This window comes from Nocardia sp. bgisy134, from assembly GCF_057708325.1.
Window position 1 is genome coordinate 23,777 of sequence record NZ_JBYIRW010000014.1, and the last position, 14,219, is coordinate 37,995.

General features: G+C 68.6%; 13 protein-coding genes. 11 read left to right on the forward strand and 2 right to left on the reverse strand.

What is annotated here, in order from left to right:
- Positions 1 to 110 precede the first annotated feature (110 nt).
- The 6 genes from AC3ERS_RS23645 (at position 111) to AC3ERS_RS23670 (ending at position 8,145) form a co-directional block, all read left to right on the forward strand.
- Positions 111 to 1,430, forward strand: coding sequence for an aminotransferase class V-fold PLP-dependent enzyme (locus tag AC3ERS_RS23645; protein ID WP_431970258.1), 1,320 nt, complete (start codon positions 111 to 113; stop codon positions 1,428 to 1,430).
- Positions 1,427 to 2,713 (forward strand): heavy-metal-associated domain-containing protein, encoded by a 1,287-nt coding sequence (locus AC3ERS_RS23650; RefSeq protein ID WP_431970259.1) that lies wholly within the window; start codon positions 1,427 to 1,429, stop codon positions 2,711 to 2,713. The genes AC3ERS_RS23645 and AC3ERS_RS23650 overlap by 4 nt, the downstream gene beginning before the upstream one ends.
- Positions 2,710 to 4,299, forward strand: a complete 1,590-nt coding sequence (locus tag AC3ERS_RS23655; RefSeq protein WP_431970260.1) for an alanine racemase — start codon at positions 2,710 to 2,712, stop codon at positions 4,297 to 4,299. The genes AC3ERS_RS23650 and AC3ERS_RS23655 overlap by 4 nt, the downstream gene beginning before the upstream one ends.
- A complete protein-coding gene (locus tag AC3ERS_RS23660; protein ID WP_431970261.1) occupies positions 4,299 to 5,627 on the forward strand; it encodes a pyridoxal-phosphate dependent enzyme in 1,329 nt (442 codons plus the stop codon). Before AC3ERS_RS23655 ends, AC3ERS_RS23660 begins: the two co-directional genes overlap by 1 nt.
- Before the next feature lie 34 nt (positions 5,628 to 5,661).
- On the forward strand, positions 5,662 to 6,288 hold the full coding sequence (locus AC3ERS_RS23665; protein ID WP_431970262.1) for a TetR/AcrR family transcriptional regulator: 627 nt from the start codon (positions 5,662 to 5,664) through the stop codon (positions 6,286 to 6,288).
- 126 nt (positions 6,289 to 6,414) lie between these two features.
- The gene (locus tag AC3ERS_RS23670; RefSeq protein WP_488186856.1) at positions 6,415 to 8,145 is read left to right on the forward strand and encodes an acyl-CoA dehydrogenase family protein; all 1,731 of its coding nucleotides are present in this window, start codon (positions 6,415 to 6,417) and stop codon (positions 8,143 to 8,145) included.
- A 49-nt stretch (positions 8,146 to 8,194) separates the two neighbouring features.
- Here AC3ERS_RS23670 and AC3ERS_RS23675 read toward each other — a convergent pair whose 3' ends face one another.
- Both AC3ERS_RS23675 and AC3ERS_RS23680 read right to left on the reverse strand, forming a co-directional pair.
- Positions 8,195 to 9,337: a hemerythrin domain-containing protein gene (locus AC3ERS_RS23675; RefSeq protein WP_431970264.1), complete on the reverse strand. Its 1,143-nt coding sequence runs from the start codon at positions 9,335 to 9,337 to the stop codon at positions 8,195 to 8,197.
- A 5-nt stretch (positions 9,338 to 9,342) separates the two neighbouring features.
- The gene (locus tag AC3ERS_RS23680; RefSeq protein WP_431970265.1) at positions 9,343 to 9,969 is read right to left on the reverse strand and encodes a TetR/AcrR family transcriptional regulator; all 627 of its coding nucleotides are present in this window, start codon (positions 9,967 to 9,969) and stop codon (positions 9,343 to 9,345) included.
- A gap of 161 nt (positions 9,970 to 10,130) precedes the next feature.
- Between AC3ERS_RS23680 and AC3ERS_RS23685 the strand changes: the two genes are divergently transcribed.
- The 5 genes from AC3ERS_RS23685 to ligD all read left to right on the forward strand — a co-directional run bounded on the left by AC3ERS_RS23685 (position 10,131) and on the right by ligD (position 14,218).
- A complete protein-coding gene (locus AC3ERS_RS23685) occupies positions 10,131 to 10,361 on the forward strand; it encodes a hypothetical protein (protein ID WP_068064169.1) in 231 nt (76 codons plus the stop codon).
- 19 nt (positions 10,362 to 10,380) lie between these two features.
- A complete protein-coding gene (locus AC3ERS_RS23690) occupies positions 10,381 to 11,481 on the forward strand; it encodes an SPFH domain-containing protein (RefSeq protein WP_431970266.1) in 1,101 nt (366 codons plus the stop codon).
- A gap of 32 nt (positions 11,482 to 11,513) precedes the next feature.
- Positions 11,514 to 11,909, forward strand: a complete 396-nt coding sequence (locus AC3ERS_RS23695) for a cold shock domain-containing protein (RefSeq protein ID WP_431970267.1) — start codon at positions 11,514 to 11,516, stop codon at positions 11,907 to 11,909.
- 222 nt (positions 11,910 to 12,131) lie between these two features.
- Positions 12,132 to 13,220, forward strand: a complete 1,089-nt coding sequence (locus AC3ERS_RS23700; RefSeq protein WP_431970268.1) for an ATP-dependent DNA ligase — start codon at positions 12,132 to 12,134, stop codon at positions 13,218 to 13,220.
- Complete coding sequence (ligD, locus tag AC3ERS_RS23705) at positions 13,217 to 14,218, forward strand: non-homologous end-joining DNA ligase (protein WP_431970269.1); 1,002 nt, start codon at positions 13,217 to 13,219, stop codon at positions 14,216 to 14,218. Before AC3ERS_RS23700 ends, ligD begins: the two co-directional genes overlap by 4 nt.
- Position 14,219 lies beyond the last annotated feature (1 nt).

Here is a 14,219-nt window from a genome sequence, read left to right on the forward strand (position 1 = left end):
CTCCAGGCTAGCGCGTGAAACACGTTGCCCACCTGAAACCTTCGATCACCGTACGAAATGTGCGTATCGTTGAATGGTGTCCATGGCATCGGCGTGAAGGGAGCGTCACGTTGCGGTCACCCGCGCCAGGCTCGCATTTCACCCGCTTCCCTGCCGCGCGCGGACACTCCGCCGGCCACCGGATTCCCGCTTCGCCCCCGCCCCTCTCCGCCAAGGTACGCGCGCTGTTCCCCGCGCTCGCCGAAGCGAGCGAGGTCTACCTGGACAGCGCGGCCACCACGCAGAAGCCGCTGCCCGTCGTCGAGGCCATCCACCGCTACCACTCCTCGCGCACCGCCAATGCCGGTCGCGGCACCTACCCGTGGGCGACCGAACTGACCGCGCGGATCTCGGATGTGCGCGCCCGCACGGCCGCGTTCCTCGGCGCCCGGCATGCCGACGAGGTGGTCTTCACCGGCGGCGCGACCGCCGCGCTCAACGCCGTCGCACTGTCCTGGGGGCTCGCCGAGCTCGCCGACGGCGACGAGATCCTCTACAACCCGCGCGATCACGCCTCCGCGGTGCACCCGTGGCACCATCTGCGCGGCCTGCTGGCTCGGTTCGGCCGCCGCGTGGAGCTGATCCCCTATCGGACGACCGAACTCGGCGAAGCCGACACCGCCGACATCCTCGCCAAGGTCACGCCGCGCACCCGGCTGATCGTCACCAGTCACCTGCACCACGTCTTCGGCGCGGTGACGACGCTGGAGGAACTGCGAGGGCGCATCGATCCGTCGGTGCTGCTGTGCTTCGACTGTAGTCAGAGCGGCGGTCACCTCCCGGTGGACGTGACCGAGCTCGGCGCCGATTTCGCGGTCTTCGCCGCGCACAAGATGTTCGGCGCGCCGGGCACGGGAATCCTCTACTGCCGCAGACGGATTCACGATCGGCTGCTGCCTTTCCTGCCCGGCGGCAATTCGGGGGTGCGGCTCACCGAAGCGGGGCTGGTCGGCGGCGTGATGCCGGAGCTGCTCGAGGGCGGCACCCACAACATCCCGGGTATCCTGGCCCTCGGCAGCGCGCTCGACGTGCTCGAATCCTTCGGCCTCGAGGCCATCGCCGCGCACAATCGCGAGCTCACCCTGCGGCTCCTCGACGGGCTGCGCGCGGTGCCCGGACTCGAATTCCTCCCCGGTCCCGCCTACGCGCCCTGCGCCGTCGGATACGGCATCGTCTCGTTCCGTCTCGCCGGAATCACCACGGCCGACGTGGGTTTCGTGCTCGGCCAGCTGGGTTTCCTGGTGCGCACCGGCCTGCACTGCACCCCCGCGGCCGACCCCGGTGCCGACGACCTGGACTCGGTGCGGGTCAGCACGCACGTCTACAACACCCTCGACGAGATCGACCGGTTCACCGCCTGCGTCACCACGATCGCCGAGGAGGTCACGTGAAGACCGACACCCCGCGCTACGACCGGAGGGCGGCGTCCCGGGTCATCGCCGGACTCGCCCAGCCGGAGCTGTTCGACGACGTGCCGGTGCCGACCGGTCCCCGCCATTCCGAATTCACTTGTGCCGCTTTGGTTCCCGAGGAAGGCAGCCATCTGACCTATTCGCAGCGGCTGTACCTGGAGCGTTTCATGCGGCCGTGCCACCCACGGCAGGTGACCAGCGCGACCCACCGCATCGCGTGGACCGACAGCGATGGGATCCCCAACACCGGGCACTTCCGCTCCGACGGCCTGGGGCCCCTGGTGCCGATCGCGGTGCGCGAGACCGTCCTGGCGCTGTGGCACGCGCTGCGCGCCGACACCGGGCTGGTGCGCCGCGCGGAGCGACTCGGCCCCCGCGACCGCGCCGTGCTCGAGGGCACCACCACCGACCACGACCCGCTCGAGATCTTCCGCGTCGGCATCGAGGCGACCGGCCGCGCACTGGCCCAGCACGCCCTGCTCGCCCGCCAGACGCCCTACCGCGATGCGGTCGAATTCGCCAGGGGCATGCGGGATTCCGGGCTCTTCGCGGCGATCGCGACGCGCTGGTTCTGGGAATTGCAGGCCTCCACCTACCGGCGCGGAATGATCCCGGTGACCCTGGCCACCCAGCCCGACGGCACCGTGCGCTACACCGCCGACGCGGTGGCCACGCTGCGTGCCATGAAGGACGCCACCATCGCCGACGCGCACACGGTGATGCGCCGCGCGACCACCGGCGAGGGCCTGAGCGTCGCCGATGCCATCGCCAAGTACCACGAGGATCTCGACCTCATCTCCCGCCAGTACGCGCTGCTGCCGCCGGGCACCCGCCCCGCCTGCCTGGCCGCGATGCCGCATCAGCTCGACGGCGTGCACTACAGCTTGCTGCCCATGGTGGTCGACCGGTTCGTCGAGGTGTTCGCCGAGATCGTGAGGGGTTGCCGCCCTGTCGAGGTCGCCGCGACGCTCGACGAACGCACCGCCGACGATCCCGCGACGGCCGACGACCGGACCTTCTATGTACCGGACATGAACTGCAAGCACTGTGTTCGCACCATCACCGGCATTCTGGAGTCGATGGGCCTGGTCGTCGCCGAGGTCGATCTGATCACCAAGCGGGTGACCGCCGAGTTCCGCAGCCCGCGCAACCGGGCGCGCGCGTTCGAGGCGATCCGCGACGGCGGTTACAACCCCGTCGCGGAGCGGCCCGAGCCAGCCCACGCCGAAATCGCCTCCCAGCCTTCGGAATCCGCGGTATGACGGCGCCGCTACCGGCGCTACCCGCGAAGATCCACCCGCTGGTTCGCGCCTTCCTCGACACCCGCGACGCCCTGGACGAGACACTGATCCGGTTCGGCTCGCCCGTGCATCTGGTCTTCCCCCAGGTCTTCGCCCAGAACTTGAAGCAGTTGCGCGCGGTCCTCGATCGGGAGCGGACCGGGTATCGAATCTGCTACGCCCACAAGGCCAATCAGTCACGTGCCTTCGTCCGCACCGCTGAGCACGCGGGCATCGCCATCGATGTGGCCTCGCCGCAGGAGCTGGCCAGCGCGATCGGCGCCGGGTTCGGGCCGATGCGAATCGAGGTGACCGGACCGAAGGGCGAGGCGTTCCTGCGCACGCTGATCGAGTGCGGCGCGACCATCAACGTGGACAACCTCTGGGAGTTGCGCCGCATCGCCGAGCTCGCCGGTGAGCGCGCCACCGTGCCGGTGCTGCTGCGTGTCTCCGGCTTCCCCGGCTCGCCGCTGAGCCGTTTCGGGGTTCCGCTCGAGCACGTCGACCACGCGTTGGATCTGCTCAGCGCCCATCGCGGCCGGATTTCCTTCCTCGGCTTCGCCTTTCACATCGATTCCGGCGAGAACGCCGAACGGGTGCGCGCGTTCGACGCCTGCCTGACCTTGATCGAACGGGCGTACGCGCGCGGGCTTTCACCCCGCGTGCTCGACCTCGGCGGCGGTCTGCGCCAGGTCTTCACCGCCGACGCCGATCGGTTCGACGGCTACGTTCGCGCGTTGCGCGAGGCGCTGCTCGGCCGTGGCGATCCGATGAGCTGGGGCGACAATACCTTCGGCTATCACATCGATGACGCGGCGGTGCACGGCACGCCGGTGTTCCACAAGTACGCCAACACGATTCCGGCCACCCGGATGCTCGGCGACCTGCTCACCGCACCCCTGGAGCGGCACGGCGGGCGCACGGTCGCCCAGGTCGCCGCGGACAATCTGCTCGAGCTCTGGCTCGAGCCGGGCAAGGCCCTCGTCGACCATGCGGGCGTGACGGTGGCGCGGGTCGAGTTCGTCAAGGAACTCGGCGACGGCACCCTGCTGGTGCACGTCGACCTCAGCCGCGACGCGGTGACCCCGGCCGACCAGGAGGTGATGGTCGACCCGATCGTCCTGCCGAGCGCCGCGCACGACTCGGGCCCGATGAGCGAGCGGTACGACGAGGGCGCGCTCACCCCGTTGCGTTCGGCGGCCGACACCGCGCCCGCGCTGCGGCCGGTGCACGAAACCGGGCCGGTGGGTGTGTATTTCGCCGGACGGCTGTGCCTCGAGCGCGACCTCGTCACCAATCACAAGGTCTCGCTTCCGCAGCGTCCCAGGTCCGGGGATCTGGTCGTGTTCCCGAACACCGCCGCCTACCACATGGACCTGTCGGCGGCCTCCGCCTCGATGCAGGCGCCGCCCCCGAAACTGGCCGTGGCCCACCGCGCGGGCAGTTTCCAGGTGAGCCGCGACGTCGACTACGAGCCCCATATCCCGGTGGGTCCGGCGCCCGCCCGGCGGACTCCGCCCCGAGCACCGCGCCGGACGCCGGTGCCGCGCGAAACCGAGGCGCCCTGATGCTCTACGGCCACATCACCGAACTGATCGGCAACACGCCGCTGCTGCGCCTCGACCCCGCGGTGCACGGGCTCGCGCACGTCGAGCTGTACGCGAAACTGGAGTCGCACAACCCCTTCGGCTCGGTCAAGGACCGCGTCGCCTGGGGCATGATCCGCGACGAACTCGATGGCATCACCGCCGCGGGACAGACCTTGATCGAGGCGTCCAGTGGCAACACCGCCAAGGCGCTGCGCGTGCTGGGGGCGCTCTCGGGCGTCGGACTGCGGGCGGTGACCAACCGGATCAAGGTGGCCGAGGTCCGCGATCTGCTGCGGCTGCTCGGCACCGACATCGTCGAGCTACCCGGGCTTTCCGAGTGTCCGGACCCGACCACGCCGAACGACGTGTACTCCGTGATCGAGTCGACCATGGCGAAAGAGCCCGGCGTCTATCACCATCCCTCGCAGTACACCAACGAGAAGAACGTCGAGGCGCACTGCCTCGGGACCGGACGGGAGATCCACGAGGACCTGGCGGCCGAGGGCATCGACCGGGTGGACTATCTGGTCGGCGGGCTCGGCACCACCGGGTCCACCCGCGGCGCCGCGACCTATCTGCGCAAGCACAATCCCGAATTGCGCACGGTCGCGGTGGTTTCCGAGCGCTCGGACTTCATCCCCGGTATCCGCTCGGAGACGGAGATGTGGGACGTGGGGCTGTTCCAGCCCGATTTCTACGACCGCATCGTCAGCGTCGCCTCGGGCGACGCCGTCGACGCGACGCTGCGACTGGCCACCGGATACGGCGTGCTGGCGGGGCCGACCAGCGGCGCCGCCTACGCCGCCGCGTTGGAAACTTTGGGCGCGCTGGATCTTTCGGAGCGCGACGCGAACGACCCTGTGGTCGCGGTGATCATCGTCTGCGATCGCCTCGAACCCTATCTCTCGTATCTGCAGAAGCGCAGGCCCGAGTTGTTCGGCAGGCCGGATCGCCGAAGCGAGCCGACCGCCGCCGAACTCGCCGCGACGCCCCGGCTGACGCCCGCCGAGGTCGCGGAACTGGATCGCACCGGACGGCCCACCATCGTCGACACCCGCGGCGCGATGGCCTACCGGATCGGCCACGTGCCCGGCGCGGTGAACATCCGCGACGATCAACTCGAGGACATGCTCACCCACGGCGTCCCGTTCCCGCGCTCGCGACCGGTGGTGTTCGTGTGCCCGGTCGGTGAGATCTCGCTGCGTTTCGCCGCGCTCGCACGGCGCGCGGGATACGACGCGGTGAGCTTGGACGGCGGCATCGTGTCCTGGCGCGACGCCGGGATGGCGCTGGAAAGCGGGGCCTGAACGGCCGATGCCCGGCAGGCATTACTGTGAATCGGTGCAGACAGGCCAGGAATCAGAGGACGCCGGTCCCCGCATCTGGGGCGGGACGACGCTCACCGAACGCCGGGAGGCGCGGCGCTCCGCGCTGCTGGAGGCCGCCCTGGATCTGATCGGCGAGGCGGGGGCCGCGGGCGTCACCATGCGCGCGGTGTGCCGCCGCGCCAACCTCACCGACCGGTACTTCTACGAGAGTTTCAGCAGCCGCGACGAACTGCTCGACGTGCTCTACCGGCAGATCGCCGACGAGTTCCTGGAGCCGATGACCGCGTTCACCTCGGCCGACGACGCGTCCAGGGACCGGGCGCTCTCGGAGATCCTCGTCGACAAGGTGCTGGAAGATCCCCGCAAGTCGCGCCTGTTCCTGGTCGAGCCGTACTCCAGCACCGGCCTCGGCCAGACCACCATCGCCGTGATGCCCGCCTTCACCCGGCTGATCCAGGACCACCTGTTCGCCCACATCGCGGACCCGGTCCGGCGCAGACTGGCCGCGGTCAGCATGGCCAGCGGCAATGCGGGCATGTTCTCCGCGTGGCTGAACGGTTCGTTGCGCGCGACCCGCGAGCAGATCGTGGAGCACTGCGTCGCGACCCTCACGGCGTACCGCTCGATCTACCCCGCCTGATCCCGGAATCCCCACGGCCCGCCGCCTCCCCGAGGCGCGCGGGCCGTTGTCGTCCGCGACCTCGTTTCGGGACGAGCATTTGACGGCAGGTGCCATCACTTCTAAATTGATGGCACCTGCCATCAGATGAAAGGCACCGTCGCCATGACCCTGTTCAATCCGAAGACCGACACCTTCGCGGAGTTCGACCCGATGACCCAGCGATTGCTGACCTCGCTCGTCGGCTTCTTCGAGAGCAAGGGCAAACAGGCGCTCACCGCCGACGCGCACCGCGGCGAGTGGTACGACGACTGGATGGTCTTCTTGCGGAAGTCGAGAATCATCGCCTACATGGCCACCCCGAAGGCGCACGCGGGCGGCGATCCGGACAAGCGCTGGGACACCGCCTTCATCTCCAAGTTCAACGAGATCACCGGCTTCTACGGCGCGCAGTACTGGTACGCGTGGGGCGTGTCGACCCTCGGCCTGGCCACCATCTGGCAGAGCGGCAACGACAAGGCGCACGCCCGCGCCGCCGAGGAACTCGATCGCGGCGGCATCGTCGCCTTCGGCCTGTCCGAAAAGGACCACGGCGCCGACATCTACTCCACCGACATGCTGCTCACCCCCGACGGCGCGGGCGGATTCACCGCCAACGGCGGCAAGTACTACATCGGCAACGGCAACGTCGCGCGACTGGTGCCGACCATCGGCCGCCGCACCGACATCGAGGGCCCGGACGCGTACGTCTGGTTCCTCGCCGACAGCAGCCACCCCCGCTACACCCTGGTCAAGAACGTCATTCACGGCCAGAACTACGTCAGCGCCTACGATCTGGCGGATTACCCGGTCACCGCCGACGACGTACTGCACACCGGCCGCAAGGCCTTCGACGTCGCGCTGGCCGCGGTGAACTGCGGCAAGTTCAACATCGGCATGGTCACCCTCGGCATCGTGCAGCACTGCTTCTACGAGACCGTCGACCAGGCCGCGGGGAAGATCTTGTTCGGACATCCGGTCACCGACTTCGGTCAGGTGCGACAGATACTGTCCGACAACTACATTCGCATCACCGCCATGAAGCTCTATCACGAACGAACCATCGACTACATGCGCGAATCGACCCCGGAGGACCGGCGTTTCGTCATGTTCAACTCGATCGGCAAGATGAAGGTGACGCGCGAGGGCGAGCGCGTCTTCCGCGAACTCTCGGATGTCATCTCCGCCAAGGGTTTCGAGAAGAACACCTACTTCGCGGTGGCGCGCGGCACCATCGACTCCATGCCCCGCCTGGAGGGCACCGCGCACGTGAACATGGCGCTCACACTGAAATTCCTGCCGAGTTTCCTCTACAACGCCGCCGACTTGCCGCCGGTGCCGGTGCGCCGCGACGCGGGCGACGACGAGGCGCTGTTCCGCCAGCCCGGCGCGGCCGGGCTCGGCAAGGTGCGTTTCGCGGACTGGCGGCCCGCGTTCGCCGGCTATCGCCACCTCCCGAATGTCGCGCTGTTCCTGGAGCAGGCCGAGCGGTTCGTCCAATTCCCGGTACAGGCCCCCGCGACCGACGCGCAGCTGACGGACCTGGACTATCAGCTGGCCGTCGGTGAGTTGTTCACGTTGCTGCCCTACGGCCAGCTGATCCTGGAGCAGGCCGCGATCGCGGGCACGCCCGACGACCTCGTCGACGCCATCTTCGAGTTGTTGGTCCGCGACTTCTCGGCCTACGCCCTCGGGGTCTTTGCCAAGGCATCTTCCACTGTGGCGCAACAGGAATGGGCCCTCGGCTCGTTGCGCAAGCCGATCTCCGACGCCGGGCGCGCCGACCGCGTGTACGCGGAGGTGCTCGGTCATGCGGGCGCGTACCGGATGAACCCGTAACTCGCGCACGTCCGTGGCTGCCCGCCGGGCGACGCGCGAGCCCGACCGGTCAGGACGACTCGCGCTCGACGAGCTGGGCGAGCCGCTCGAGATCGCCTCGAAGCGCGCGGGAACGGTCGCGGTGGGCGGGGACGAACCGGTAGATCACCCGATCGAGCCAGACCGGGAGCGAGAGCACTCGGAACGTCTGCTCGATACACGTCCCGTCGGGAGTAGGGCGCAGCCGGAAGCGCCATTCGGAGTTGTCGCCCAAGGCGCCGTCGGTGACCCACACCAGCTCCCGCGGCTTGTCGGCGACCGTGCAGGTGCACAGCCGCCGCCAGCGCCAGAGACCCGACTTGCTGCTGCCGCGGAAGCGAGCGCCGACCTCGGCGCGGGTGCTGCCGCCGAGCCACTCGGCGCCGCGGCATTCGTGGCTCCATTCGCCGACGCGGGTGACGTCGGCGAGCACCGCCCACACCGCGTCCGGCGGCGCGGCGCAGAACACTTCGTTCCTGCCGCCCAACGGCACGCGCAGCGGGGAGAATTCGGCGGTGTGCCAGCGCCGGAACGCGGCCCTGCGATACCGCCTGATCATGACGTGCAGCATCAGCCAGCGCGGCACCGCGGGAACCATCTCGCCGATCGCGGCGGTGTCGTCGGGCGAGGCGCCGTCCACGAGGAACAGCCCCTCGTCGAACCGCTCGATCGGGCCGAGCGGTTTGAGGTTGTGCTCGTCGGCCCAGTGCCGCCATTCGCCCTCGGTGATCGCGGTCGAGACCACCGGCATCATCTGGCGCTCTTCGCGTTCCAGGTGCGGGAGCAGTACGGCCTCCAGCTCGTCGAGCGCCGCGAGAACATGTGCGCGAGCCTCACCGGCGGCCCGGTAGGCCACCGCGGCGTCGACCAGCCGATCCATGGCGGGCACGAGGGCGCGGTGGTCGGCGTTCATCCGATCGAGCAGCTGCACCGCCGCCGGGTCGTGGTCGCGGACCAGCGGGTAGAGGTGTTCGTCCTCGGATTCGTGGAGATGGCGCAGGAAGCGCATGATCCAGAGCAGATGCTCCGCGATCGCGACGCGTTGTTCGTCGAACGGGTAGGGCCAGGCGCTCAGCGCGTTCCTGGCCCGGAGCAGGTCACGGCGCAGCGCCGAGTGCGCGACTCCCATCGCGCGGGTGTCGGCGGGTCGTTCCAGGTCTGCGGAGTTGGTCATATGGATTACTCCTCGGCGAGGTCGAGCAGCCGAATCACGGTGTCGGCCGCCCAGTTTCGGTATGTGGCGGGTGTCCACGCGGACTCCTCGGTGAGCGCGAGGTAGACCTCGCCGCCGAGGACGGCGTGCAGCGAGGCTGCCTCGGCGTCGGTGACGGGCCTGCCCGTCACCGCCTCGAGCCCCGCCCGCATCGACGTCGAGCGATCCGCGCGGTCGCGGGCCGCGAGTGCCGCCAATTCCGCGTCGACGGCCGCGGCCTGCACCAGCACGCGGTGCAGTGCGGCCGATCTCCGGTTCACGGTCTCGAGCAGGTTGGCCAGCTTGGCGGCGCGCTCGCGGACGAGACCGGCCGCGATGGCGTGGAATTCCGGCCGCTCCAGCAGGGGCACCGGCTCGTCGTCCCCGACAACGGCCACGTCGAGCACCACTTTCAGGATCTCGCGCTTGTTGCCGACGCTGCTGTACACCGTCTCCACGGCGCAGCCCGCGCGTGCGGCGATGTCGCGCATCGATGTGCCCGCCCACCCGCGGGCCACGAACAATTCGGCGGCGGCGGCGAGCACCGCCGCCCTGGTCTCGCCTGCCTTGGCCTGACGCAGGGTGGAGCGATATCGCCGCGTGCTAGTGGCCATACTCCATTGTCGAACGGGCCTGTATTCGACACAAGGTCGTTCCAGCGAATTATTCGTTCGTCGTCACTCGCGACGCACCCGGCGTTTCGAAAGTCGCTACCGAAAAGTGGCCTGGCACACGTAGGCTGACGTGTTCTGGTGTCGAGGGCAGGAGTGGAGGCATGACCGATCCCGTGCGTGGATTGACGGGAACGATCACCACGCCGATCCGCGGCGCCGGGACATTGGGAGAGGTGCTGGTCGCGATACGCGGGGGGACGGAGTTGTATATCGCGCGGGCCGCGGAGCCGATCGGGACGGGCGCTACCGTGCTGATCGTCGAGGCGCATCCCGGACGCATCGTCGACGTCGTTCCCTGGATCCCGCTGATATCGGAGCAGCAGGAACACTGAAAGAGCAAGGGAGACAGACGTGCTGGGCTACCACGTACCAGACCCGGACGAGGCGATGCTGGTCAGCGGCGCCACGAGCAAGGACAACGCGCCGTTCAAGGTGATCATCGGCCGCGGCGCCTGGGTGGTTCCTATGTTCCGCAAGGTCAGCTATTTGTCGCTGGCCATGTTCGAGGCGGAGATCAAGGAACGCTGCGTCACCAAGCAGGCCATCCAGCTGGATGTGCGGGCGGTGATCGCGTTCAAGGTCGCCAACGACACCCAGTCGATCGTGAACGCCGCGCAGCGCTTCCTTTCCGAGCAGGAACGGGAGATGTCGGTCCTGACCGGCCGGATCTTCTCCGGTCACCTGCGCTCGATCGTCGGCTCCATGACGGTCGAGGAGATCATCAGGGAACGCCAGAAGCTGGCCGACGAGGTACTGGTCGCCTCGAAGGTGGAGATGAGCAATATCGGGCTGTGGGTGGATTCCTTCCAGATCCAGTCCATCGACGACGGCAATCTGGGCTACATCAACGCGCTGGCCGCGCCGCACAATGCCGCGGTGCAGCGCGACGCGCAGATCGCCCAGGCGCAGGCCGCGCAACGGGCCGCGGAGGCCGAACAGGAATCGCTGCGCAGGCAGGCCGAATACCAGCGCGAGACCGCCATCCTGAAGGCCCAGTACCAGCGCGATATCGACAAGGCCAACGCCGAGGCCGCACAGGCGGGTCCGCTGGCGGAGGCCATCGCGATGCAGGAGGTGCTCACCGCACAGGCCGAGCAGGCGCGCAAGGAGGCACACCTGCGCGAGCAGCAGTTGCAGGCCGAGGTGGTGAAACCCGCTCAGGCCGAGGCGGATCGGGTGCGCATCCTGGCCGAGGCGGAAGCCGATCGCACCAGGATCCAGGCCGAGGCGGCGGCCTCCAACAACCGGATCGCGCTCGATCAGCTGCTCATCGAACAGCTGCCGGAAATCGTCAAACAGGCCTCGAACGGGCTGGCCAACGCCAATCTCACCGTGCTCAACGGACCGGACGGCGTCGGCGAATTGGTGAATGGAATGGTCGGCCAGGGACTCACCGTGTTCAACTCTCTGCAAAAGGCGCTTTCGAACAACGAAGCGGATAATGGGAGCTAAAGTGGCCGGGTAGCGACGGCGGCGAGGAGCGGGTGTTGGTGTCCATCGGGAAATTGGTGTCGTTCGACAGCTCTCGGGGGTTCGGGTTCATTCGACCGGAAGACGGTGGACCGGATGTGTTCGTGCACGTGAACGACATCGGACTGGACGAGGACGAACTGCGCCAGGGCCGGGTCTTCGAATTCGATGTCACCGAGGGCGACCGGGGTCCCAAGGCGGTCAACCTCAGCGCGGTCGGCGGGGCGTCCGCCGCAGCGCCCCGCCACAAGAAGGACAGGTCGTCGACCGGCCAGCTCACCGCCGCCGAGCACAAGCGCCTGATCACCGAACTATTGCTGGACGCCAGCCCCGCGCTCACCGCGGGCGAGATCCTCACCATCCGCGACCGCCTCACCGCCTTCGCCGATCAGCACGGCTGGTTGGACTGACCCGGCGCCCGGCGGTAACCACACGCTCCTCCGCGCCGACAACGCCCAGCTGGCGGTCCCAGCCGGGGAATTGCCGGTGAACAGCGCACGCCCGGACCGCGAAGTCCGCCTCCTTGTCGTACCCGAGCTCTACGATCGACCGGGACGACCCGCTCCGCACCGATGAATTCGCGTCGGCCACGACGTCGACACGGGTGAAGGACCAGACCCGAGGAGGAACGTGTGGACCTACCGGTGATGCCACCCGTCCGGCCGATGCTGGCCAAGACCGCGCCGTCCGTACCGCGCGAGCCGGGGCTGAGCTACGAGCCCAAATGGGACGGATTCCGTTGCGTGGTGTTCCGCGACGGCGACGAGGTCGAGCTCGGTTCCCGCAACGACCGCCCGTTGACCAGGTATTTTCCCGAGGTCGCCGAACTGCTGAAGCAGGCGCTGCCCGACAAGTGCGTGGTGGACGGCGAGATCGTGGTGGTCACCGAGCACGGCCTGGATTTCGACACCTTGCAGAACCGGCTGCACCCGGCCGCGTCCCGGGTGAACAAGCTGGCCGTGGAGACCCCGGCCAGTTTCGTCGCCTTCGACCTGCTCGCCCTCGGCGACAAGGATCTCACCGGCGAACCGTTCGCCGAACGCAGGCGGCTGCTGGAGACGATCCTCGACACCGCGCTCGCCCGCGTCCACCTGACCCCGCTCACCCGCGATCCGGACGTGGCCGAGGACTGGTTCACCCGGTTCGAGGGCGCCGGTTTCGACGGGGTCATGGTCAAAGCCGACGCCCAGCCCTACCAGCAGGACAAGCGGGTGATGCTGAAGGTCAAACACGAACGCACCGCCGACTGCGTGGTCGCGGGATTCCGCTGGCACAAGGACGGCGAGGGCGTCGGCTCGCTGCTGCTCGGGCTGTTCGACGACGAAGGCCAGCTGCACCACGTCGGGGTGGCGAGCAGTTTCACCGCGGCCAAGCGCAAAGCCCTCGTCGAGGAGCTGAAACCGTTGCGAGACAACGCCTTGGCGAACCATCCGTGGCGGGAGTGGGCCGATGCCGCCGCGCAGGCCAAGGCGGAGGGCAAGATGCCGGGCGGGGTGAGCCGCTGGACCGGGGGCAAGGACCTGTCTTGGGAGGCGCTGCGGCCGGAGCTGGTCGCCGAGGTCCGCTACGAGCACGTGCAGTCCGGCCGGCTGCGCCACGGCGGCAGGCTGGTGCGGTTCCGATCGGATCGCACACCGGATTCGTGTACCTACGCCCAGCTGGACGAGGTGGCGCCCGCCGAGCTCGGCGCCATCTTCGCCGAGGCCGAGGCGTCCCGATGAGCGCGTCGGTGGACATCGAGGTCGACGGCAGAACCGTCACCATCAGCAATCCCGACAAGGTCTACTTCACCAAGCGCGGCGAGACCAAGCTCGACCTGGTGCGCTACTACCAGGCGGTGGCCGAGCCGTTCCTCGGCGTGGTGCGGGACCGGCCGCTGCTGCTGGAGCGCTACCCGGACGGAGCGTCGGGCAAGTCGTGGTTCCAGAAGCGGGTGCCCAAATCCGCGCCCGACTGGCTGCACACCGTCGAGGTGTCCACTCCCAACGGCACCACCAGCGACGCGCTGGTCGCCCACGATCTCGCACACGTGCTGTGGGCGGTGAACCAGGGCTGCCTCGGCTTCCACGTCTGGCCCAATCACGTCGCCGATCTGCGCATCGCCGACGAACTGCGCATCGACCTCGATCCCTCCCCCGGCATCACCTTCGATGACCTGAAGCATGCCGCGGTGCTCACCAGGGACCTGTTCACCGAACTCGGCATCGAGTGCCGGATCAAGACCTCCGGATCGCGCGGCCTGCACATCTACGTCGCGCTCCAGGAGAAATGGGACGGCTACCAAGTGCGCGCGGCCTCGGTCGCACTGGCCAGAGAGCTCGAGCGCAGACACCCCGATCTGATCACCGCGCAGTGGTGGAAAGAGGAACGCGGCCACCGGGTGTTCGTCGACTTCAACCAGAACGCACCGCACAAAACGGTGTTCGGCGCGTGGTGCGTGCGCCCGAAGGTGGGCGCGCAGGTGTCGACGCCGATCTCCTGGGACGATCTGGCCACCGTCGCGCCGGACGAGCTGACCATCGCGACCGTGCCCGCCCGGCTCGCCGAGCGCGGCGATCCCTGGGCCGACCGAGCGCCGCAGTCCATCGAACCGCTGCTCGAGATGTCCGACCGCGACATGGCCGCAGGCCTGATGGACGCACCGTGGCCGCCGCAGTATCCGAAGATGCCCAACGAGCCGCCGCGCGTCCAACCCAGCCGGGCGAAGAAACCGGACTGAG

Excerpts from the sequence above, each read along its gene's own strand:
- AC3ERS_RS23655 (WP_431970260.1), top strand. The coding sequence starts at position 2,710 with ATGACGGCGCCGCTACCGGCGCTACCCGCGAAGATCCACCCGCTGGTT.
- AC3ERS_RS23660 (WP_431970261.1), top strand. The coding sequence starts at position 4,299 with ATGCTCTACGGCCACATCACCGAACTGATCGGCAACACGCCGCTGCTG.
- AC3ERS_RS23670 (WP_488186856.1), top strand. The coding sequence starts at position 6,415 with ATGAAAGGCACCGTCGCCATGACCCTGTTCAATCCGAAGACCGACACC.
- AC3ERS_RS23675 (WP_431970264.1), bottom strand. The coding sequence starts at position 9,337 with ATGACCAACTCCGCAGACCTGGAACGACCCGCCGACACCCGCGCGATG.
- AC3ERS_RS23680 (WP_431970265.1), bottom strand. The coding sequence starts at position 9,969 with ATGGCCACTAGCACGCGGCGATATCGCTCCACCCTGCGTCAGGCCAAG.
- AC3ERS_RS23685 (WP_068064169.1), top strand. The coding sequence starts at position 10,131 with ATGACCGATCCCGTGCGTGGATTGACGGGAACGATCACCACGCCGATC.
- ligD (WP_431970269.1), top strand. The coding sequence starts at position 13,217 with ATGAGCGCGTCGGTGGACATCGAGGTCGACGGCAGAACCGTCACCATC.